The organism is Erysipelothrix piscisicarius (genome assembly GCF_003931795.1).
In the GTDB taxonomy this organism is placed as follows: domain Bacteria; phylum Bacillota_I; class Bacilli_A; order Erysipelotrichales; family Erysipelotrichaceae; genus Erysipelothrix; species Erysipelothrix piscisicarius.
Genome location: NZ_CP034234.1, coordinates 381,406 through 402,289 on the forward strand (window position 1 = coordinate 381,406; position 20,884 = coordinate 402,289).

The 20,884-nt window shown below is 37.2% G+C and carries 18 protein-coding genes and 1 other annotated feature; of the genes, 14 read left to right on the forward strand and 4 right to left on the reverse strand.

All coding sequences use genetic code 11. From position 1 onward, the window contains the following. Nucleotides 1-3 precede the first annotated feature (3 nt). Complete coding sequence (locus EEI45_RS08880; protein ID WP_228410447.1) at nt 4-243, reverse strand: hypothetical protein; 240 nt, start codon at nt 241-243, stop codon at nt 4-6. Nucleotides 244-276: 33 nt separating this feature from the next. Beyond that, nucleotides 277-516 (reverse strand) — a binding site (T-box leader). Nucleotides 517-596: 80 nt separating this feature from the next. Here EEI45_RS08880 and EEI45_RS01855 point away from each other — a divergent pair. From EEI45_RS01855 to EEI45_RS01895, 9 genes are all read left to right on the forward strand, one after another. After that, nucleotides 597-1,955 (forward strand): aldehyde dehydrogenase family protein, encoded by a 1,359-nt coding sequence (locus EEI45_RS01855; protein WP_125163915.1) that lies wholly within the window; start codon nt 597-599, stop codon nt 1,953-1,955. Nucleotides 1,956-2,253: 298 nt separating this feature from the next. Further along, nucleotides 2,254-2,721, forward strand: a complete 468-nt coding sequence (locus EEI45_RS01860; RefSeq protein ID WP_125163916.1) for a QueT transporter family protein — start codon at nt 2,254-2,256, stop codon at nt 2,719-2,721. A gap of 163 nt (nt 2,722-2,884) precedes the next feature. Then, on the forward strand, nt 2,885-3,691 hold the full coding sequence (locus EEI45_RS01865) for a 3D domain-containing protein (RefSeq protein WP_125163917.1): 807 nt from the start codon (nt 2,885-2,887) through the stop codon (nt 3,689-3,691). Between the two features lie 94 nt (nt 3,692-3,785). Continuing rightward, nucleotides 3,786-4,343, forward strand: a complete 558-nt coding sequence (rnmV, locus tag EEI45_RS01870; protein ID WP_125163918.1) for a ribonuclease M5 — start codon at nt 3,786-3,788, stop codon at nt 4,341-4,343. Then, entirely contained in the window at nt 4,327-5,139 is an 813-nt protein-coding gene (rsmA, locus tag EEI45_RS01875; protein WP_125163919.1) for a 16S rRNA (adenine(1518)-N(6)/adenine(1519)-N(6))-dimethyltransferase RsmA, read from the forward strand. Before rnmV ends, rsmA begins: the two co-directional genes overlap by 17 nt. Continuing rightward, nucleotides 5,132-5,974, forward strand: a complete 843-nt coding sequence (gene ispE / locus EEI45_RS01880; protein WP_125163920.1) for a 4-(cytidine 5'-diphospho)-2-C-methyl-D-erythritol kinase — start codon at nt 5,132-5,134, stop codon at nt 5,972-5,974. Before rsmA ends, ispE begins: the two co-directional genes overlap by 8 nt. Nucleotides 5,975-6,151: 177 nt before the next feature. Further along, nucleotides 6,152-7,516 (forward strand): bifunctional UDP-N-acetylglucosamine diphosphorylase/glucosamine-1-phosphate N-acetyltransferase GlmU, encoded by a 1,365-nt coding sequence (gene glmU / locus EEI45_RS01885; RefSeq protein ID WP_125163921.1) that lies wholly within the window; start codon nt 6,152-6,154, stop codon nt 7,514-7,516. Between the two features lie 6 nt (nt 7,517-7,522). Further along, nucleotides 7,523-8,494, forward strand: a complete 972-nt coding sequence (locus tag EEI45_RS01890; RefSeq protein ID WP_125163922.1) for a ribose-phosphate diphosphokinase — start codon at nt 7,523-7,525, stop codon at nt 8,492-8,494. Further along, nucleotides 8,487-8,909, forward strand: a complete 423-nt coding sequence (locus tag EEI45_RS01895; RefSeq protein WP_125163923.1) for an NUDIX hydrolase — start codon at nt 8,487-8,489, stop codon at nt 8,907-8,909. Before EEI45_RS01890 ends, EEI45_RS01895 begins: the two co-directional genes overlap by 8 nt. Here the strand turns inward: EEI45_RS01895 and EEI45_RS01900 are convergent. Beyond that, nucleotides 8,885-12,007, reverse strand: a complete 3,123-nt coding sequence (locus EEI45_RS01900) for a UvrD-helicase domain-containing protein (protein ID WP_125163924.1) — start codon at nt 12,005-12,007, stop codon at nt 8,885-8,887. The genes EEI45_RS01895 and EEI45_RS01900 overlap by 25 nt on opposite strands. Next, the gene (locus tag EEI45_RS01905; RefSeq protein ID WP_125163925.1) at nt 11,994-14,429 is read right to left on the reverse strand and encodes a PD-(D/E)XK nuclease family protein; all 2,436 of its coding nucleotides are present in this window, start codon (nt 14,427-14,429) and stop codon (nt 11,994-11,996) included. The genes EEI45_RS01900 and EEI45_RS01905 overlap by 14 nt, the downstream gene beginning before the upstream one ends. A gap of 109 nt (nt 14,430-14,538) precedes the next feature. On the opposite strand from EEI45_RS01905, the gene EEI45_RS01910 reads away from it, so the two are divergent. From EEI45_RS01910 to EEI45_RS01925, 4 genes are all read left to right on the forward strand, one after another. Beyond that, a complete protein-coding gene (locus tag EEI45_RS01910; RefSeq protein WP_125163926.1) occupies nt 14,539-15,330 on the forward strand; it encodes a hypothetical protein in 792 nt (263 codons plus the stop codon). Continuing rightward, nucleotides 15,330-16,085 carry an exodeoxyribonuclease III gene (locus EEI45_RS01915; protein ID WP_125163927.1) on the forward strand — a complete coding sequence of 252 codons (756 nt, stop codon included), beginning with the start codon at nt 15,330-15,332 and terminating at the stop codon, nt 16,083-16,085. Before EEI45_RS01910 ends, EEI45_RS01915 begins: the two co-directional genes overlap by 1 nt. A 215-nt stretch (nt 16,086-16,300) precedes the next feature. After that, nucleotides 16,301-18,004 carry a DEAD/DEAH box helicase gene (locus tag EEI45_RS01920; protein WP_228410449.1) on the forward strand — a complete coding sequence of 568 codons (1,704 nt, stop codon included), beginning with the start codon at nt 16,301-16,303 and terminating at the stop codon, nt 18,002-18,004. 90 nt (nt 18,005-18,094) lie between these two features. Next, nucleotides 18,095-19,075, forward strand: a complete 981-nt coding sequence (locus tag EEI45_RS01925; RefSeq protein WP_125163929.1) for a YhdH/YhfP family quinone oxidoreductase — start codon at nt 18,095-18,097, stop codon at nt 19,073-19,075. A 19-nt stretch (nt 19,076-19,094) separates the two neighbouring features. On the opposite strand, the gene EEI45_RS01930 is transcribed toward EEI45_RS01925, so the two are convergent. After that, nucleotides 19,095-20,354 carry a replication-associated recombination protein A gene (locus EEI45_RS01930; protein ID WP_125163930.1) on the reverse strand — a complete coding sequence of 420 codons (1,260 nt, stop codon included), beginning with the start codon at nt 20,352-20,354 and terminating at the stop codon, nt 19,095-19,097. 56 nt (nt 20,355-20,410) lie between these two features. On the opposite strand from EEI45_RS01930, the gene dtd reads away from it, so the two are divergent. After that, complete coding sequence (gene dtd, locus EEI45_RS01935; protein ID WP_125163931.1) at nt 20,411-20,866, forward strand: D-aminoacyl-tRNA deacylase; 456 nt, start codon at nt 20,411-20,413, stop codon at nt 20,864-20,866. Nucleotides 20,867-20,884 lie beyond the last annotated feature (18 nt).

The following is a 20,884-nucleotide window of genomic DNA, read 5'->3' on the forward strand; positions in this document are numbered from 1 at the left end:
ATACTACGCAAGAAAGACAATAACTGGGCCGGTTTTCTCTGCTTGATAACGGGCATCAAATCCTGTAGGATGTCCGGCAACCCCAACCGTGACGTTAAACCCTTCTTGAGTACAGAGCGTGCTTAAACAGTTGCAAGCATAGACCTCTTCATTACATATTTCCGGATGTGCATGAAGATCCAATGCGATTTCTTTATAATGATCGATGCGTTTGAGTACTGCAGATTCAATATTCTTTTTCATAGACTTTCTCCTGACAAATAAAAAACGCCCATCCCAAAGGATGAGCGTGCTCATGTTACCACCTTAATTTATTAATACCTCACGGATATTAACCTCTTCAAGTTCTATCAAACTCTATCGCTTTAACGGGCGCTCCCGGCGTAGCCTAAATCTTTCGAATTCAACTACACAGCTCCAAGGCCATTTTCAGTACGCTTCCATTCATCTGCTCTCACCAATACAGACTCTCTGTAAAACTTTTCACGGACTTACTTTCCTTTTCATTATTATGTTCCAAAATGTAATATTTGTCAACCAATTCATTTAACATTTCACATTGAGTGACTTATGATGTACATAAGGAGTGTGATTCTATGAACCTACTAGAAAAGCAAAAACGATATTTTAATTTACAAAATACAAAACCAATTGCATTTAGAAAAGATGCATTAAATACACTTGAAACGGCACTTAAGGCATATGAAAACAAGATTTATGATGCATTTAAAATCGATTTAGCAAAACCTGAAATGGAGGTATATACGACCGAACTTGCAGTGGTATATCGATCCATTCGCGATGCGCAAAAAAATCTTGGGCAATGGATGAAACTTCAAAGGGTTAAAACACCCATGGTTTTAGTGGGACGAAAAAGCTATAAAATGTATGAGCCTTTAGGAAATACATTGATCATAGGGCCCTTTAATTATCCCTTACAACTCGTTCTTGTGCCCCTTGTAGGAGCGATTGCAGCGGGAAATACCGCGATCATCAAGACATCCGAACTGACACCCAAAATTTCAAGCGTAATACATACTATGATATCAGATTTTTTTTCTGAAGATTATATTGCGGTCGTGGAAGGGGATGTGACGGTGAATCAAGCATTACTCAAACTTCCCTTTGACTTTATTTTCTTCACCGGGAGCACGCAGGTTGGAAAAATCGTGATGCAACATGCTGCAGAACATCTTACACCGGTAATTTTAGAGTTAGGGGGGAAAAGTCCTTGTGTGGTAACCCAAAATGCAAATATTACATTAAGTGCTCAACGAATTGCATGGGGGAAATTTTTAAACAATGGCCAAACATGTGTTGCACCGGATTATATCCTTGTCTCAAAAAAGAACGAAGCGGCCCTAACACAAGCACTTATCAAAGCAATTAAAGCCATGTATGGGGATGATTATCAAAATAACGAAGATTATGGAAGGATCGTGAACTTAAAACACGCAGAACGACTTAAAAAGATAATTGAAGCCCATCAACAAGATATTGTATTTGGTGGCAAGACGGATGGAACATTTATTGAACCAACCTTGCTATCCCTAAACCATGCGGAGGGACCTGCAATGGAGTCTGAAATTTTTGGACCGATTCTCCCCATTATTTCATTTGATACACTGGAAGAAGCGTACTCAATCATCGAAAAAAATCCCAAACCATTATCCTTATATATGTTCACTGAATCTTTTGAAGAACAAGACGCCATTTTAAATCGCATTCAATTTGGTGGTGGCTGCATCAACGATACAATTTTACATCTTGTGAATGATGCACTGCCTTTTGGAGGTATTGGAAATTCTGGCATAGGAACCTATCATGGATTTTCGAGTTTTGAAGTTTTTTCAAACTGCAAATCAATTATGAAATCAAGTGCAATACCACTATCAGTGATGTATCCACCTTACCGAAAAACAAAATTTAACTTAATCCAAAAGATATTTCGATAAATTGCATCAAGTTTGAATTACAATACGAGTTCTATAATAAAAAAAAGTTATGAGTAAAAGAAGCGTTTCATTAAAATAGTGAAATATTTTTTCAAAAAAAGCAGGGGGTATCCCCTTCTAAAAGCGCAAGATTTTTACACAAAATATATTGCCCTATATATAAGGATAGAAAAATTGAAATAATTGGCACATTTTAGATCAAAAAATATAAATTCAATAAAACGTGAAATGCACAATTTATAAAATTAATTTGAAAGACTTATGATATAATACAAACGAAATGAAGAGAGGTAATAATATGAAAACAAAAGATTTAGCATTAGAGGCATTAATTGCGGCAGTTTATATCGCAGTTACCGTGCTTCTAAAACCGATTTCATATAGCTTTATGCAAGTTCGTATTTCAGAAGTGATGTTGATTTTAGTTCTATTTAATCGAAAACATGCTTATGGATTAATAATTGGTTGTTTACTCGCGAATTTTGTGAGTGATGCGGGGATTCTGGATGTCATTTTTGGTACATTGGCAACGGCAATCACCTGTTTCTTAATGAGTATTACAAAAGATGATCATTTGGCTCTTGTGTGGCCAGCTCTTGTGAACGGAATTATCGTTGGCGCAATGTTAGGTTATGTTCTCAATGTTCCGTACTTACCGGCTATGGGATGGGTATTTTTAGGTGAATTTATCGCAACATTTGTTCCGGGTATTTTCTTAATTAAGCCACTAAAGAAAAATACCAAGATGCAAGAAATATTTGGATAATCACATAATTTCCCACAATTAAAAAGATAACTCGGAAACTCACTTAGATAGTGAGTTTTTTAATTTCACAATGTCTTCACAAACAAGCGAAACGTAAAATTATTTGCCAAACAAATATTCTTATGATATTCTTCTCAAGTCTTTTTTGAAAGGAGACATTTTAATGAAGAAATACTTAGTGATTATCTACATGGTGGTCATGGTAACAATCATTAGTGGGTGTGCCGTGAATGCGGATGCCAATGTGGATATTACCTATCCAGTACTAAATGACATCGCTGAAAATAGCGATGAACCTTATAGGTTTAAAATAAGCGAAAAAATTGAAGATTTAGAAGAGCCTGGTGTTGAAGAACGCGAAGCTTCTGAGGTGGTGTCGGGTGGAGCCAGTTGGATCTATGCGAAGACACAAGATGGTGTAGGTGGTACAAAAACAACAAAATACAAAGAAACATATAACATAAAAGACGAATTGTTATCACGTGTTGAAATTCCTGAAGCGGCTGTTATCGAGCCAACAACCCCTACGCTTTACGAAGGGGGTCAAAAGGCTCAAGCAGGTGCTTACTATGAAGCAAGCCGTATTACTCGATATGGCGTTGACTGTGATGGCTGTAATATGAACAGTGCGGGCGAAGGTGGTACAGCTGCCGGAGTTCGTGTAAGTACTACAGCAGTGCAACAAGGCGATGGTTCTTGGTTGCCAGGAATTACATATAACGGATATTACATCATTGCAACATCAAGCTCAATTCCAATGTGCTCGATCGTTGAGATATCAAACCACACAGTAAGTGGTAAAGGAATTGAGTACAATGTACCGTTCCGCGCAATTGTATTAGATCGTGGTGGTGCCATTCAAGGCTCAAAAATTGACCTGTTTGTGGGTACAGAAACCAATATGGGTGTAACCCAAGGATCTGTACAGAATGCTCATGTTGAAATTATAAGTGTGGGTAACGGCTGTTAAAGCTTATGATAGGGTCTTAAGTAGCCAAAGGTCCTATCCACAAAGACCGAGTATACTCGGTTTTTTTGTTTTTAAAACATGATATAATTGACCCATGAACAAACTAAAGATACAAGAAGTAATTGTTGTAGAAGGAAAGCATGACAAGGAAAAAATCCTTAAATGTGTTGATGCCGATGTTATTATGTCCAGTGGCACACACATGTCAGCAGATTTCTTGGCATTATGTAAAAGATTGAATGAAGAACGCGGGATTATTGTGTTTACCGATCCGGATGGGCCTGGTGAAATGATTCGACGTCGTATTATTGAGACGGTCGGAACATGCAAGCATGCATCGCTTCATGTCTTACAAACAAAAAAGAAACAAAAAGTAGGCATTGAACATGCAGACTGTGATGATATCGTTGAGGCATTAAGTACATGCTCTACTTTTTCATTAAACAATCAATCCTTAACGCTTCCGGAATTCCAATCTTTTGGACTCAGTGGCGCAAGTGATAGTGCATTGCGTCGTGATTTGTTGTCGGAGGCATTTCGTTTTCCTAAGTCAAATGCGAAATCATGCCTGAAATATCTAAATATGCTTAATATTACGAAAGCAGACTGCCTAATGGTTTTGAAAGAGAGTAATTATGAAAACAATCGCTAACTATTCCGTAAGTATGGAATTACTACGTCGCTATGAACGACGCGCAAAGAAACACTTTGGACAAAATTTTATCATTGATCCTTCTGTTGTCCGTAATATTGCATCACAAAGTGGTGCGGGTGGGACTGTTTTGGAGATTGGTCCGGGTTTAGGAGCTTTGACGCAACAACTCGCGGAAACATATGATCACGTCGTTGCTTATGAAATTGATCCTCACATGGTTGAAATCTTAAACGAATCACTTGAGGAATACGATAATGTGAAGGTCATTCATCAAGATTTTTTAAAAGCGGATTTAAGTATGTATACAGAACCCATTACGGTTTGTGCGAATTTACCGTATTACATCACAACCCCAATTCTTTTTAGATTGATGGAGTTGGATATTGTTGCAATGACTATTATGGTTCAAAAAGAGATTGCAGATCGTCTTGGGGCAAGTCCACAAACAAAAGATTACAGTTGTCTTTCGATTAAAATGCAATATTATTTTGATATAAAGACAGTTTTAAAAGTGTCTAAGGAATCGTTCCATCCAAGACCGGGTGTGGAAAGTATTGTCATTAAACTCACACCGAAACATCAAACAATGCCGTATGATGAGAAAATATTCTTTGAATTTGTTAAGAAGTGTTTTCAGTTTAGACGTAAGACATTAGTGAATAATTTAAAAACGATTGATAAAGATGTTGATTATGCGGGGGTTTTAGAGTCGCTAGGGCTTGAAACAAACATTCGTGCGGATTACTTAACGTTTGAGGACTATCTCCGTCTTTATGGAGCTTTATATGCGTAAAAAAGCGTATGCAAAGATAACACTCTATTTGCACGCAGAAAAAAGGGTCGATAACATGCTTCACTTCAAGAACATTATCGTCCCTATTGATCTTTTTGATATGGTTTATCTTGAGAAGCATGACACCATGCACATCGAAACGGATAAAACATATTTACCGAATGATAAACGAAATACTGTTTTTAAAGCACTCATGATTATGAAACGTCAATTTAATCTCGAAGATAATTTTAAAGTGCGAATCGTTAAAAACATACCTGCACAAGCAGGTCTTGGTGGCGGTAGTGCTGATGCCGCTTGTGTCATACGAATGATTGATGAGATGTATCAATTAAACCTTACAAATCAAGCGTTGATTGATATTGCACGTCAAATCGATGAAGATACGCCCTACTGTCTTTTTAATCAACCCATGGTTGTGGAGGGAATTGGCGATATCTTAACCCCTTTAGATTTAGATATGGATCTCTATTACCTACTCATTAAACCCAGCTTTGGAGTGAGCACAAAGTCGTTTTTAAAACGTTTTAAAGACTTTACAGACTTAAAGATGTTTAATCGTTGTCTCGAGGCAATTCATGCCAATGATTATAAGGCTTTAGTTGCAAATACACATAATGATTTTCAACACCCTGTTATTAAACGCAATACACGGCTTAAAAAAGTTGTGCGAATCCTTGAAAAACAAGGGCTTGAAGGCGTTTGTATGAGCGGTAGCGGAACATCCATTTATGGTCTATCCAATCAAAAGGAAAAAGTCATGGAGGCATATGAGGCGCTCGTTTTAGATTATCCCTTTATAAAATATGGAAAGATTTTAAAAACAGAAGATTAATCTGAGTTCTTGTTTTCACAAAGAACTCTTTTTTTATGATTATTTCTTGAAAGTTGATTTAAAAACACATGTTTAGGGACATATCACCCATACTTTACATTTACTTTTATGAAATATGACGGTTTTACAGAATGAAACAGTTTGAAATGTGTTAAAATGGTTGCGGAGGCGGTCACAATGAAATATGCAATTGTTTTAGCTGCGGGTAAAGGTACCCGAATGAAATCAAATCGAAACAAGGTTATGCATGAAATACTTCATAAGCCTATGATTGGTCATTTAGTTGATCATCTTGAAGCGGTTAATACCGATAAAATTGTAGTTGTTACAGGACACCAAAATGAGCAGGTAGAATCTTACTTGGGTGATCGTGTTGAATATGCATTCCAAAGTGAACAAATTGGAACTGGAGATGCTGTATTGCAAGCACAGCAACTTCATGGAAAAGAAGGTTCGACACTCTTAGTGTTTGGAGACTGTGCATTAATTCAGCCAGAGACGCTAAATCATATCTATGAACAGCATGAGGGGCATGATTTAACGGTTATCTCTGCACAATTACAAAATCCTGGGACTTATCGTCGTATTGTACGCGATAACCAAGGACACATTGATCGGATTATCGATTACCGTAATTTGACAGAATCCGAAGTGTCAATTACAGAAATCAGTCTAGGTATCTATTGTGTAAACAATGAGTTACTTTTTAAATATTTACCAGAGATTCGTGACGAAGAAGTTACTGAAGAAATTAATCTCATTCGACTTGTAGAGATTTTGAAGAAGAATGGTCATTCGATTCAGTCTTTACGTGTATCAGATCACCAAGAATTTTTAGGTGTAAATGATCGAATGCAACTTAATATCTCTAATAAGTGGTTACAGGCACGCGTCAATGCGAAGCATCTTGCGAATGGAGTAACCATTATGGATCCACAATCAACGTACATCGGAACGGATGTTCAAATTGCGGAAGATGTAACGATCTATCCTAATAATCATATTTATGGTGATACGACTATTGGGACAGGAACTACGCTCTTACCTAACTGTTGGCTTGAAAATGCAATTGTTGGTGAAAATTCCACAATTGATGCTTCTCGCATTATAAACAGTGAAGTTAAAGATTTTGTAACATTGGGACCGTCATCACACCTTAGAATGAATTCCGTTGTGGGTTCTCATGCTCGAGTTGGAAACTATGTTGAGTTTAAGAACACTCGATTTGGAGAATATTCAAACTGTGCACACTTGACATATTTAGGTGACGCAATAATTGGAAATAAAGTTAATATTGGCTGTGGCGTTGTAACCGTAAATTATGATGGCAAGAAGAAATATCAAACTGAAGTACGCGATGGCGCATTTGTCGGAAGCAATGCGAACCTAATCGCGCCAATTACTATAGGGGAAAATGCAGTGGTGGCGGCAGGATCGACCGTTAATGGCGATGTTGCTGATGGGGAGATGGCTATTGCACGGCCTCGTCAGGAAAACAAACCTGGATATGGTGCGAAATACAAGAATAAAGAGGGTAAATAAAAGACTATGAGAGAAGAAATGAAAGACAATACAGTTATTTTTGCGTTATCGTCGAACGTAGAACTAGCAGATGAGATTTGTGAGCATTTAGATTTAGAGCGCGGTAAGATTGATGTACGTCATTTTGCAGACGGCGAAATCTTAATCGAACCACTTGTTTCTGTACGTGGAAAACATGTTTACATTATCCAATCTACAAGTTCACCAGTAAGTGAGACATATATGGAAGTTCTTATTGCGATTGACGCATGTAAGCGTGCATCTGCAGAAGAAATTACGATTGTAATGCCATATTATGGATATGCACGCCAAGATCGTAAGGCTCGTGCACGTCAACCAATTACTTCAAAATTGATGGCAAATCTATTACAAACAGCCGGAGCAGACCGCGTTGTGACAATAGACTTGCACGCACCACAAATTCAAGGATTCTTTGATATTCCTACAGATGACCTCACTGCAGTCGCAATGATTGGTCAATACTATAGAAATAAAAACTTCCAAGATGAAGTTGTTGTTGTATCCCCAGACCACGGTGGAGCAACTCGTGCGCGTCGTCTTTCAGACACAATTCCAAACTCAACAATCGCAATTATCGATAAACGTCGTACAAAACCAAACGTTGCGGAAGCAATGAACTTAATCGGTGATGTTGATGGTAAAATTGCCGTTGTTATTGATGATATGGTTGATACCGCTGGATCACTCATGGGTGGAATCAACATGTTATATGAAAAAGGTGCTAAAGAAGTTTATTGTGCATGTACACATGGTATTCTTTCAGGACCGGCAATTGAACGCATTTCAAATTCTGACATTAAAGAACTATTGATTACAAATACAATTTCTTTAAAAGAAGAAGCACGTCAAGAGCCAAAAATTAAAGAGATTTCTGTTGGATATATGCTTGCGAAAGCAATTGAAGCGATTCAATTACATACTCCTGTAAGTACACTCTTTGATTTATTCAATGACTAGTCAAACATTTCTTAAAGTTAATCTCATTATCGTTTTCGACCGAAAGGCTGAAAACGTTTTGATGTGTCATCGACAAAAGAATCCTTATAAGGGACTCTATAACTTTGTTGGTGGCAAAAAGAATCCAGGAGAATCCGATATCGAGGGTGCCTATCGAGAACTTTTCGAGGAAAGTGGAATAACCGTAAATGATATCGAAATCAAACCGTTGTTTTTTACACAATATTTTGAAGACGGTATCGAGTTGCAAGTATTTTACGGTTATCTCAACCGAGAAGTCGTTCTCGTTCCAGAAAAAAATCCCCTATTATGGATGCCCATAACAGAGGATTTCTCGGATGACACACGCTTTGCGGGTCAAGGTAATATCAAGCATATGATGGATTTAATTTATGAATCCAAACAAGGTATGTAATGATTTAAATGGAAACTGTAGATATATGTTTTAACTAAAAGCTCTGGGTAGATTATACCGAGGGCTTTTTTATATGCTTTAATCTGATCTTCATAACGTTCTACAATAATATCTAAAGAAGCATGATCACTTTTAAAGTCCACAAGAATTAGTTCGGTTTCATTGTACACATAAAAATCAATAACACCCGCATCCCCTTCAATTAAGTAAGGCATTTCATGATAGATGTGTGGATATCTATAGAGCTTTTGAGTAAATGGATGCTTGTTATATGCTTGAAGTCTCCGTTTGAATTTTGGTTCGAAATCTTTAAGATCTGCATCGGTCCAAATCCGGTGCGGAAGGTTTTCAATGGCTTCGTGCAGGGTAGACCCAAATCCGGTAGCAAAATCAAAGGACTTATCGAAATTTAAATCACGGTTTTTAGGAGTTATCGGCTCCTCTTGATCAAAAGATAGGGTCAGTTTCTCAGTGAAAACTGTGGCTCCTTCATCTTCGCTAATCGGATTAAGACTGTTTTCTGTGAGTTCCATTCCGTCAATAACACGTAAAATGGTGTTGTGAGGACTTGCAGCAAGTAATAAATCAACTTTTCGCTTATGATTTCTAAGTAATTGGTAATCTAAAGAAGCGGGTTGATATTCCTTGACTACATCAACAAGAATAAGGTGTTTCTGGGGTCTTGTGAGTGCAACATAGAGAAGACGAAGGTTTTCTTCAATCTCTTCATTATCTTGTTTTATTTCCATAACAGTTCGAATTAAATTGCGAGAAACAAAGCGCATCGGTAATTCAACATGATTCAATCCAATCCCAAAGGCATCGTCATTAAGTAAAATATCACTGTGGTCACGCACAGCATGACGTCCCATACCCCACAAGAATACAATTGGAAATTGTAATCCTTTGGATTGATGGATGGTCATTGCAGTTACAATATCTTCATCTTTATTCAGTGGTGAAGCTTCGCTACTGGTATCGTCCTTAAACTCCGCAACAAAGCGTACAAATCCCTGTAAAGTCGGAACTGAAGATGCTTGGTATTGAATTGCTTTTTCAAGGAGGAAGTCCAGATTTGTTTTATCCTGTAAGGATAGCGTTTTATTATAGACATCATTGAGTTGAATAATTTCTTGAATAATTGAGATAAGATCTTTAGATCGCCACGATAAAACCATGGTCTCAAGGGACATGTAGAGTGCGGGATTTTCTATTTCCAGTGCTTTACGAATACTTGGTGCATCCATAAGTTTAAGCGATGCGATTTGATCATCGGAATAGTTATAAAACGGTGATGTGAGCACAGGAACAAGATAAAAATCATGGAATGTTGTTGCGTAATTTAATAATGCGACAACAGAAGCAATAATCTCGGACTTATAGAAACCACTTTGATCATCAATATAATGAGGAATATTGTATTCCTCAAATGCTTCTTTAAGATAACCCTTACTTGCGTGTGATCGAACTAAAATTACCATATCTTTAAAGCGATAACCTTGATTATGATAGTTAATAATCTCTTGTGCAATATGCTGTGCACGAAGTTGATCAGATGTTTTCTTAAAACGATTATCGAGTTTTTCAATGATATGAATTTCTACGGGATGTGTATCTTCACTTTGAGAGGGAATCCCCACATTTACATGGTCGTACTCATCATAGGTAATTCCAAATGTTAAGTTCATGAGTTTATCAAACACAAAGTTGTTGTATTCAACAATATCTTTTTTTGAACGATAGTTAAAACTTAAATATAGATTTTGAGTCGAGTCGTCAAGCATTAAGTTCTGCATGATATTTGGCTTGGCCCCTCGGAATCGATAAATGGATTGTTTGATGTCACCAACTCTAAAAATATTATTCCCTGTTGATATTTTAGTAATGATCTCATCTTGATATTCATTGGTATCTTGAAATTCGTCAACCATAATTTCTTTATATTTATGTTTTACCAATTCAGATATTTCACCGTTATTTTCATTCAAAATTTGCAACGCCATCGATTCAAAATCATTGAAATCTAAGCAGTTTTCTTCTTCTTTAAGGGATGAAAAGGTATTCAAGTAATCTTGTGTCATCTGCATTAAAAGTGATACGGTTTCCAATTGATTATTTAATAATTGGAAATGCTCATTCAAAGGCATGTAGTTTTCAAAAATTCGATTAACAGTTTTCTCAATGCGTTTTCGTTGTTCAGTGTAAACATCATTTTTGGTGTCTGCGATAACTTTGAAGTTGCAAGCAGTTGGAATTTGGTCGTAAAAGCGAATGTCGTTTTGATCAATTAACGTTTTGAGATTACCAAGGCCTTCAAGAACTTGAAGCAACATGGTACTTTGCTCGAAGTATTTTTTCCCTTTTTTGTCATTTGGGTCATAGGATTCATCAGAAATCGCAATAATTGCCTGTACATCTTTTATGATTTCATGAACTTGTTGTTGGTAAAAGTTAAAAAAGATTTGTTGGAATTCCTGAGGGAAATCGTTAAATGTGGTAGCGCTATAAAGCGATTTAACAGCTTGAACTGCATAATCTGGATCTTTTTTACTTATCAACCACGTAGCATTATCGTAAATTGCAGTTTCTAAGGATGCATAGTCAAGTGGATTAGAAGAAAAGATATCTAACAGATATTTAAGGTTTTCGTAGTCATTTTGCAGCCACATATCAAAGGTTTCTCGCATTGCTTGACGTTGTAAGAGTTTCGTTTGCGCATCATCCAGAATGTTGTCAGCCCGGGAGGGGTTGACGCCGATGATATAACCGTAGTTTTTAATGATGGTGAGACAGAAAGAATGGATTGTCGAAATTTGTGCAGTCTCAACCAAAGATATTTGTTCAGCGATAAAGTCGGATGCATTGTTTCGATACTCATCATTGAGCGCGGCAAGAAGTCGTGTTTTCATTTCAGATGCGGCAGCTTCGGTAAAGGTCATCGCACACACCTCATCAATTCGAACATTATCTTTAATAATACGCTTCATCAAACGCGCAATCAAAACGGTAGTTTTTCCAGCACCAGCTGATGCAGAAACAATTACATTTTGATTCAATGCTTCGATGGCTTGTTGTTGCTGGGGATTAAAGGTTGTCATGTTTCGTTTCCTCCGCCTCTTCTTTCTTTAAATCTAAATCTTTATCGATTTCAATACTTGAATCCTCGGGATCCAACACGCCATTTAAGATATCCGAATAGATGGTTTGGTAAACTTGAGTAAGGAGTGGGTTGATTTTGTTCATGTCATAGGGTTTAGTCCAGGTTGTAACCACCCCATCCTTAGATTCTCGTAATCCACCAAAGTAGATTGCGGAATCATACGAGTCAAGTGGTTGTTCAAATAACCAACCGCGATACCGTTTCGATTTTAGCCATTCCGCCTCAAAATCAACGTCTTTTGAAACAACGCCTTTCGCAACTTTATACTCGAGTGATGGAACGGTTAGGTTTGGATTTTTAAATCCATAATAGTATACTGCAAGGCATTTTTTTTGGAACACTTTTTCCGCAATCATTGCATAAGTAAGTAATTGCAATTGTGTACCAGCCTTAACGCTTTCAGCGGTCATCGCTAATTGAGAACTTTTATAGTCGACAATTTGTACATAATGATCGTTTTCATCAATACGGTCAATAATACCGCGAAGAATGATTCCTTTAAACATTGTTTCTTCACGGAACCAACGTTCTTTGGATACAACTTGGAAGGTTGTATCTGCCATTGAGGCGTCAATAAAATCAAGATTCTGTTTCATTAAGTCTTGATTTCGATCATAAATCATACGATAACGTGGTTGAGTCATGGGAAATACCTTACGTACATCCGTCCAAGGATCAAGATCTTTGCAATCGTGGTAATATTCCATCACGGCATGATTAACAGTACCGATAATTCGGGCATCAAATTTAAGAATTTCAGGTTCTCTTATCTTTAATCCACGTTCCATAAAGAATTGATAAGGGTTATTTACAAACATTTGAAATGCTGATATCGAACCGACTAATTTCCCTTCTTCTAAATAGAGCTTTTCTGCAAGATGAGGGCTTAAACGATGCTTAACCGTTTTTCGATGGGTATTTTGCGTCAAAATCCAAGACTCAAGCGCAACCCCATTAGCGTGAGCAAATTGTTCAACAGGGTAGGAAACTTCTTGGCCTTTTCCTTCATAGGTAGCGGAACTATACGACAACGTCATGTTTGCATTGTGGTCAAAGATATGATTTTGCATGTTAAGTGTAAATTTTGTGCGTTCATCTAATCGTGGATAACCTTTAATAGAGCTTAAGTATGCCTCATCGATAATTCCAGTCCGTGAACGAATTGAAGGAAAATTCTTAGCGGATAAATTCACGACGTATAAGTGGTCTTGCGGGATTAAAGGCAATGAACCATAATCAACAATCCGTAGTGGGGCATTAACCTGTTGATGCATTTGAAGTGCGTCAAGATGTTCCAACAATAATAAATAGGTTTCTTCCTGATATTCTCCTAGGTGATTTTCAAGTAAAGAAAAAAGTGGGGTTAAATCACCGCGTGTATGACTTTTGATGACGTTATAACAGGCAATCAACGTTTCCTTAAAATCTAAATTCATTATCGAAGCAAGGGTGGCTTGTAAAAGCACAACATCTTCCTGAATTCGATTTTGAAGGGCAAACAAATCCGGATAGGATTCTGTTTCCTCACATAAATCATAGACGCCAAAGACATCACTAAGATCAAATTCAAAATGGTTGAGATAAGTTACAAGATCTTCACGACGTTTTAAGCCAAAAGCTCCGGACTCAATCGCTTTAATCAATTGATGAATATTAGAGTCAAAAGCAAAATCAAGCAAAGCTCGATATTGAGATTTCATCAGTTCAAAACGACGGTCTTGTAATTTTAACGGATAACCATAACGTTCAAAAATCGATTCTATTAGAGGTTCCATTGTTGTTGGGTTGGCAACCGCGATGGTTGCAGACTGATAACCATTACGAATGATATCTTGAATGACCGCTTCGAGTTCACTACGGGGATTTAATGCAACTTTAAATGCTAATGATTCAAGAGATTGTGATTGGGGTTTAATAAACGGAATGTTATGACGCGCTAAAAACGTATACTCCGCATGGGATAACCCATAGGCTACCGCCTCATAATCAACACCATCTTTGACAACGGGCTTTTCAAGAAAAGGATCAATCAAAGATAAACATTGAAATATTTCTTCTTGTAAGGGTGTATTACGAGGACATGCATCAAGTGTTAAACCGTACAAATATAATTCTTGGAGTAAGTCTATGAGAACATGCATCGTCTTGGGATATTTTAAGACTTCTTGAAGGCGTGGGCAATCACAGGTTTGCAGTTGATTAAACACAGAGATTTCCACAGAACGACGATGGGTATCCGATTCAAAAAACGCAAGTTTAAAATCACGGATCGCCACCCCGAGATAATGTTCTTGTTCAGATAATAAGATGTGCTTCAAATCTTCATGAAAGATTCGATTACTAACAATGATTTTGTGCATAAAAAGCCCCCTTTAATATCAATTATAAGGGATATTGAGTGGAAGTGTATGGGTCTTTTAAAATTTCCATAAATATGTCATGATATAGAAGTAAACAAAGGGGGAAACTATGGGGTTAGTTTATGCTATGAGTGAGATCAAAGATAAGCGCCAGGGGGGCCATGATTGTACATTTAATGGTTTTCTCGAGGATTATCTAAATTGTGATCAAGCTCAATATAAAGAATTACTTGAAAACGTTTTAGAAATGGATGATTCCGTACGTGTTTTGGAAAACGTCCGTATACATATAAATAAAGATTTAGTAGCGAATAAAATTATTCGCTATAAAGATGTCCATAAAATTCCGAAAGGTTATATTAAAGCGCCTTTAATTTTGTATAGTGAAGGGCATGAACGAGAGTTTGCTTTGATCCTTGTCGATCGTAATTACCTTGAAGCGAAAGGTATTTACTATTGCTTAACAGAACAAGGAGGAATTTTAGGCGCTTACCGTCATAATGTATTGGTATTACCAATTGAAGAAACTGAGATCATCTTGGAGTTGTTGAAGCTATTACCAAGTGATCTTCCAACGATCGCATCACGTCAACGCGAACAAGATCGCCGTCATTATCGTGACACGGAACATCTCATTGAAAGTGCGATTACCAAAGGTCAAGAAAATATTCAATATATCAACCAAAGCCTTCGTGATGATCCGCAAGGACGAGCAGATCGCATTCACCAAACCATTGCTTCATGGTATTTACTGAAAAAAATGCTCTATGTGCAATATATGATGGATAAGGACACCTTACTGAACACAAACCAAGGCGATATTAAATTACATCGTCAAAAAGCGAAAGAGTATTGCAATAAAATAGAATTTATACCGTTTAGTGAACTTTGGAGGATATGATGAAACTAATTTCGTGGAATGTTAATGGTTTACGCGCCGTTATGAAAAAAGATTTTGAAGGAATTTTTGAAGCGATGGACACAGATGTCCTTTGTCTTCAAGAAACAAAAATGCAAGCGGGTCAATTGGATTACGATCCGGAAGGCTATTACGCATACTATAATTATGCAGAAAAAAAAGGATATTCTGGCACCGCGGTTTATACGCGTATTAAACCGATTAACGTTACCTACGGAATTCAAGAAGATGAACATAATACTGAAGGACGTGTCATCACATGTGAGTATGATAACTTTTTTCTAGTTTGTGTTTATACACCCAATTCACAACCCGAGTTGAAACGCATTGATTATCGTATGCAATGGGAAAATGATTTTAGAGAATACTTAAAGATGTTGGATGAGTCAAAACCGGTGGTTTTATGTGGGGATTTAAATGTTGCCCATAAAGAGATTGACTTAAAAAATCCATCAGCGAATCGAAAGAACCCGGGATTTAGCGATCAAGAGCGGGAACAGTTCACCAATCTTCTCGATGCAGGATTTATTGATTCGTTCCGTGAATTGCATCCTAATGAAGTCGATCGTTATTCTTGGTGGAGTTATCGCTTTAATGCACGCAGTCGCAATGCGGGTTGGAGAATCGATTATTTCGTTGTCTCTGAACGATTAAGAAATGCCATTGAAGATGCAGATATTCTCGATCAAGTTCTTGGAAGTGATCATTGTCCTGTAATGCTTAAACTTAATTTTTAAACATAAACCTCTTGATGATACGTCATCAAGAGGTTTTTATTAAATTGTGTAAACGGTGAAAGTTTAACGTTAATGATAAACGTTGTGTATTTATAATCACACATATAATGTAAACGGTATCTTGTAAATGATTACGAGATATCGATGTAAATCCATGACTTTTGTTGATGATAATGGTATACTATCACGGTGTGTTGAAAGAAGTAGGAAAATTAATGACATTTAAAGAACTAGAATTAGAAGAAGAAATCGTAAGAGCCGTAATCGAAAAAGGTTACGAAGAGCCAACAGATATACAATCACAAGCAATTCCAATGTTGCTTGGTAATCATGACTTATTAGCTCAATCTCAAACAGGTACAGGTAAAACTGCGGCGTTTGGGTTACCAATGCTAAGTTTGACTCAACCTGGAGATAAGAAACGAACAAATTCGTTAATCCTATGTCCTACACGTGAGTTATGTATGCAAGTGGCTGAAGAAATGAGAAGTTTCTCGAAGTATAAACAAGGGGTTAACATCGCATGTGTATACGGAGGTAGCCCTATTGATAAACAAATTAGAGACCTTAAACGTGGAGCAGACATTGTAGTTGCGACACCAGGTCGTTTAATGGATCATATTCGACGTAAGACAATCCGTTTAGATGATTGCCGTCATATTGTCTTGGATGAAGCTGATGAAATGCTAAATATGGGATTTATTGAGGATATTGAAGAAATCTTTTCATTCCTTCCTGAAGAACGCCAATTCGCATTCTTCTCAGCAACAATGCCTAAGGAAATCGGTAAATTAAGCGAGAAATTTTTGGTTGAACCAGAAAGAATCACACTATCTCGTAACAATCTAACTGTTTCTCGTATTAAACAAATCTATTACACTGTTGAATCAAGAGATAAAGTTGATTTAACAATTCAATTATTACAATTGCATAAAACAAGTGGAACAATGATATTCTGTAATACCAAAAAAATGGTTGATGAACTTACAACGCAATTAAACAAAGCGGGATTCCCTGCTTTAGGGTTACATGGAGACATGAAACAAGAAATGCGTTCAATGGTAATGGGCCGTTTTAAAAAAGGTATGGTTTCTGTGTTAATTGCAACCGATGTTGCGGCACGTGGAATCGATGTTGACAGTATGGATGTAGTGATAAACTACGATATACCTCAAGAATTAGAATATTATGTACACCGTATTGGACGTACAGGTCGTGCTGGTAAAGAAGGTCTTGCGATCACTTTAGTATCACGTAGACAACGTTATGCAATTAAGCAAATCGAACGTTTATCAAATTCAACAATCGTTGAAACACCACTACCAACTAAAGAACAATTAAATGACTTAATGGTAGATCAACTTGCTCGTGAAATCCGTAAATGGAATGATCATGAGCAAGGAAAACTCTTTAATATCGCTTATGAAGGTCTTCGTAAAGAGAACTTCACACAAGAAGAAATTATTATTGCTTTCATTAATAAGATGATTAGTGAATCAAACTTAGAAGCAATCAAAGTTTCAAAACAAAAAGATGTTAAGAATAAAGGTGAAATATCACGTATTGGACTATCCGTTGGAGATCGTGATGGGATCTCTGCAGCTCACCTTGTAAGTGCAATCGCAACTGCAAGTGGAATTCGCGGAAAAGATATTGGACGTATTAAAATTGATGATAATGAAAGTACAGTGGAAGTTCCCCGTGAATTTGCACAAGATATTATTAATAAATTATCAGAAACAAAAATTAATAATAAAGACGTGAACGTTACAATGGTTGATGAATTTGCACAACCAACACCACGTGGTGGACGTAGCGGACGCGGAGGACGTGACTCACGTCGTGGCGGTGGAAATGATCGTCGCCGTGATGGCGGAAGACGTTCAAACGATCAAAGTCGTCGTAACAACAAAGGATAAAAGAGATGGGTTTACCCATCTTTTTGTGCGAAATTCGAAAATGGCCATATTTATGCTATTATATCAATATCAACACTTTTAGGAGGTCTTATGGAATATAAAGCGCTCGTTTTAAATACCAATCACGATAATGTCATACCGGAAATAAAAATACTCAATACGGATGATCTAAATCATGATGTTTTAATTAAGGTCTCTTACGCCAGTGTTAATTATAAAGATGGCCTTGCGATGAGACCCAAAACACGCGTTGTAGGTGAATATCCTACGGTTGTGGGTATTGATTTTACAGGAACCGTCGTGGAATCAAATGTTGAGAAATTTCATATTGGTGATGAGGTCATTGTCACAAGCCATGATATTCTAAAATATCGAAATGGAGGGTTTGCGGAATATGCTTCGGTCCCTGCGTCAGAGGTGACCTTACTTCCTGAATCACTCAGTTTAAAAACGGCTGCAATTATCGGAACAGCAGGGTATACTGCTGCCCTTTCAGTTTATCGTATGATGCAACAGACAAATCCAATGAAGCGCGAACCTGTATTGGTTTTAGGAGCAAGTGGTGGTGTTGGTTCAGTGGCTTGCGCAATTTTAGACCGTCTCGGTTATCCGGTAACAGCGGTAAGTCGCAAGAAGGATACTGCTCAAGATTATTTTAAAAATATGAATGTAAAAGAAGTAATGCATCCCGATGAATTAACGGAAGAACCTCTAAAACCCCTTGGAAAGATGATATGTATCGCAGTCATTGACCCAATTGGTGGAAAGTACAGTTCGTATTTGCTCCCACATCTGAATTATGAAGGTGTTTATTTGTTAAGTGGTAATACTGCCGGTGCAAAATTTGAAACGACTGTATTTCCCTTTATCTTACGCGGAATTCAAGTCATTGGGATTGACTCAGTCAATAATAATCTAAAAGATGTCTTATGGGGACTGATTGCGACTGATTATAAACCGCGTAATATTCATGCGCTTTGTGATCGCGAGATAACCTTAGAAGATGTTCCTCAAGCACTTGAAGATATTCTTGAAGGAAAAATGATGGGACGTACAATCGTGAAATTATAAAAAAAGAAACCGTAGATGTCTACGGTTTCTTTTTTTCTTTGAGTTTTCTTAATTTATTGGTGCGCTGAACTTTTTTGAGTTGTTCGTAATTAGAAGCGTATGTTTTTTCCGCAGAATTTAGGTTTTGAGGACGATAAAACTCCTCATCTTTAAGTTCGTCGGGTAAATATTGGATTTTATGCCACAAATCACTACGATCATAATCGTACATATCCTGATCATCAACACCCACAGCATTTAGACGTAGATATTGAGGTACTTGATGTGCTGTTTCACGAACGGTTTTTAAGGCTGCATCAATACCGTGTTCCCCCGCTTTAGATTTAGGTGAAAGGGCACATTCAATAACGACAACACTTAACGGAAGCTTAGCCTCAGGAAATCCAATTCGTTTTGCGGCATCGATGGCGGTGACAACACGTGCACATAATGCGGGATTTGCAAGTCCGATATCTTCATAAGCTATGGCAATAAGCCGACGTTCGATCGAATCCATATCCCCCACATGAATTAATTTCGCAAGATAGTATAGAGCGGCTTGGACATCACTTCCACGGATTGATTTTTGGAATGCACTCAGGGCATCATAGTGATTGTCGCTATCTTTATCCATTGAAATATTAACGGAGAGACTCAGTTTTTCAAGATGTTTTTCGGTAATAACATCATCGCGTGTCGATTGTGCCAGTAAATCAAGGGCATTGAGTGCGTATCGTGCATCACCATTACAACTTGAAGCAATTGATTCTAAAACATCTTCTTGAATAATTTGATTGTTTTCAAATACTGAAGCTGCACGCTTTAATATGGATACAATATTATTATAAGATAGGGGTTTAAATTCAAATAGATGTACGCGAGATCGAATCGCTGGATTTATTGAAAAATAAGGATTGGCTGTTGTTGCACCAATCATCGTGATCAGACCACTTTCCACATGAGGTAAAAGAATATCTTGTTTATCTTTATTTAAACGATGAACCTCGTCAATAATCACGACAAGACCGCTGCTCATTTCTGCTTCAAGAAAGAGTGCATCCAGTTTCTTTTTATTATCCGTAACAGCATTAAAAAGTCGATACGGTCGTTTTAACGAATTAGCGATGGCCATCGCAGTCGTTGTTTTTCCCGTACCGGGAGGTCCGAAGAAAATCATGGAATGAAGATTACCGCTTTCCACGACATTACGTAAAATTTGATTTTCCCCAAGTAGATGTTCTTGTCCGATGATATCATCAATCGTTTCAGGACGTACTCGGAATGCTAATGGTTTGTTCATAAAATCACCCTATATATTGTAACATGTTTACGGTAGAATAGAGATGAGGTGATTTCATGAAAATCGTGATACAAAAAGTAAAAGAAGCAAAAGTTGTTGTAGATCAAGCAATCGTGGGTGAAATTAAACAAGGATATATGTTACTTGTTGGGATGGAAACAGGTGATAGCGATGCCGATATTAAGAAAGCCGTTGATAAAATTGCGTCTATTCGACTTTTTGATGATGCAGAAGGAAAAATTAATCTCAGTATTCAAGATGTAGGGGGGGCTATTTTGTCAATTTCTCAATTTACATTAGCAGCAGATTGTCGTAAAGGGAATCGTCCAAGCTTTAGTAATGCAATGGAGCCAACTCAAGCAAATACGATGTTTGAGGCATTCAACACGGGGTTAAGAAATCATGGTCTTAAAGTTGAAACGGGTATTTTCCAAACCCATATGAATGTAATTTTGGATAATGATGGCCCCATTACGATTATGCTCAATATTAAAGATGGTAAGGTAATTTAAGGTGTGGTATTATTAAAG

What these genes read in the sequence shown, in the direction of transcription:
- rnmV (WP_125163918.1), top strand. Translation starts at nt 3,786, where the DNA reads ATGAACAAACTAAAGATACAAGAAGTAATTGTTGTAGAAGGAAAGCAT.
- glmU (WP_125163921.1), top strand. Translation starts at nt 6,152, where the DNA reads ATGAAATATGCAATTGTTTTAGCTGCGGGTAAAGGTACCCGAATGAAA.
- EEI45_RS01900 (WP_125163924.1), bottom strand. Translation starts at nt 12,007, where the DNA reads ATGACAACCTTTAATCCCCAGCAACAACAAGCCATCGAAGCATTGAAT.
- ispE (WP_125163920.1), top strand. Translation starts at nt 5,132, where the DNA reads ATGCGTAAAAAAGCGTATGCAAAGATAACACTCTATTTGCACGCAGAA.
- dtd (WP_125163931.1), top strand. Translation starts at nt 20,411, where the DNA reads ATGAAAATCGTGATACAAAAAGTAAAAGAAGCAAAAGTTGTTGTAGAT.
- EEI45_RS01860 (WP_125163916.1), top strand. Translation starts at nt 2,254, where the DNA reads ATGAAAACAAAAGATTTAGCATTAGAGGCATTAATTGCGGCAGTTTAT.
- EEI45_RS01915 (WP_125163927.1), top strand. Translation starts at nt 15,330, where the DNA reads ATGAAACTAATTTCGTGGAATGTTAATGGTTTACGCGCCGTTATGAAA.
- rsmA (WP_125163919.1), top strand. Translation starts at nt 4,327, where the DNA reads ATGAAAACAATCGCTAACTATTCCGTAAGTATGGAATTACTACGTCGC.
- EEI45_RS01920 (WP_228410449.1), top strand. Translation starts at nt 16,301, where the DNA reads ATGACATTTAAAGAACTAGAATTAGAAGAAGAAATCGTAAGAGCCGTA.
- EEI45_RS01865 (WP_125163917.1), top strand. Translation starts at nt 2,885, where the DNA reads ATGAAGAAATACTTAGTGATTATCTACATGGTGGTCATGGTAACAATC.
- EEI45_RS01890 (WP_125163922.1), top strand. Translation starts at nt 7,523, where the DNA reads ATGAGAGAAGAAATGAAAGACAATACAGTTATTTTTGCGTTATCGTCG.
- EEI45_RS01930 (WP_125163930.1), bottom strand. Translation starts at nt 20,354, where the DNA reads ATGAACAAACCATTAGCATTCCGAGTACGTCCTGAAACGATTGATGAT.
- EEI45_RS08880 (WP_228410447.1), bottom strand. Translation starts at nt 243, where the DNA reads ATGAAAAAGAATATTGAATCTGCAGTACTCAAACGCATCGATCATTAT.
- EEI45_RS01855 (WP_125163915.1), top strand. Translation starts at nt 597, where the DNA reads ATGAACCTACTAGAAAAGCAAAAACGATATTTTAATTTACAAAATACA.
- EEI45_RS01895 (WP_125163923.1), top strand. Translation starts at nt 8,487, where the DNA reads ATGACTAGTCAAACATTTCTTAAAGTTAATCTCATTATCGTTTTCGAC.
- EEI45_RS01905 (WP_125163925.1), bottom strand. Translation starts at nt 14,429, where the DNA reads ATGCACAAAATCATTGTTAGTAATCGAATCTTTCATGAAGATTTGAAG.
- EEI45_RS01910 (WP_125163926.1), top strand. Translation starts at nt 14,539, where the DNA reads ATGGGGTTAGTTTATGCTATGAGTGAGATCAAAGATAAGCGCCAGGGG.
- EEI45_RS01925 (WP_125163929.1), top strand. Translation starts at nt 18,095, where the DNA reads ATGGAATATAAAGCGCTCGTTTTAAATACCAATCACGATAATGTCATA.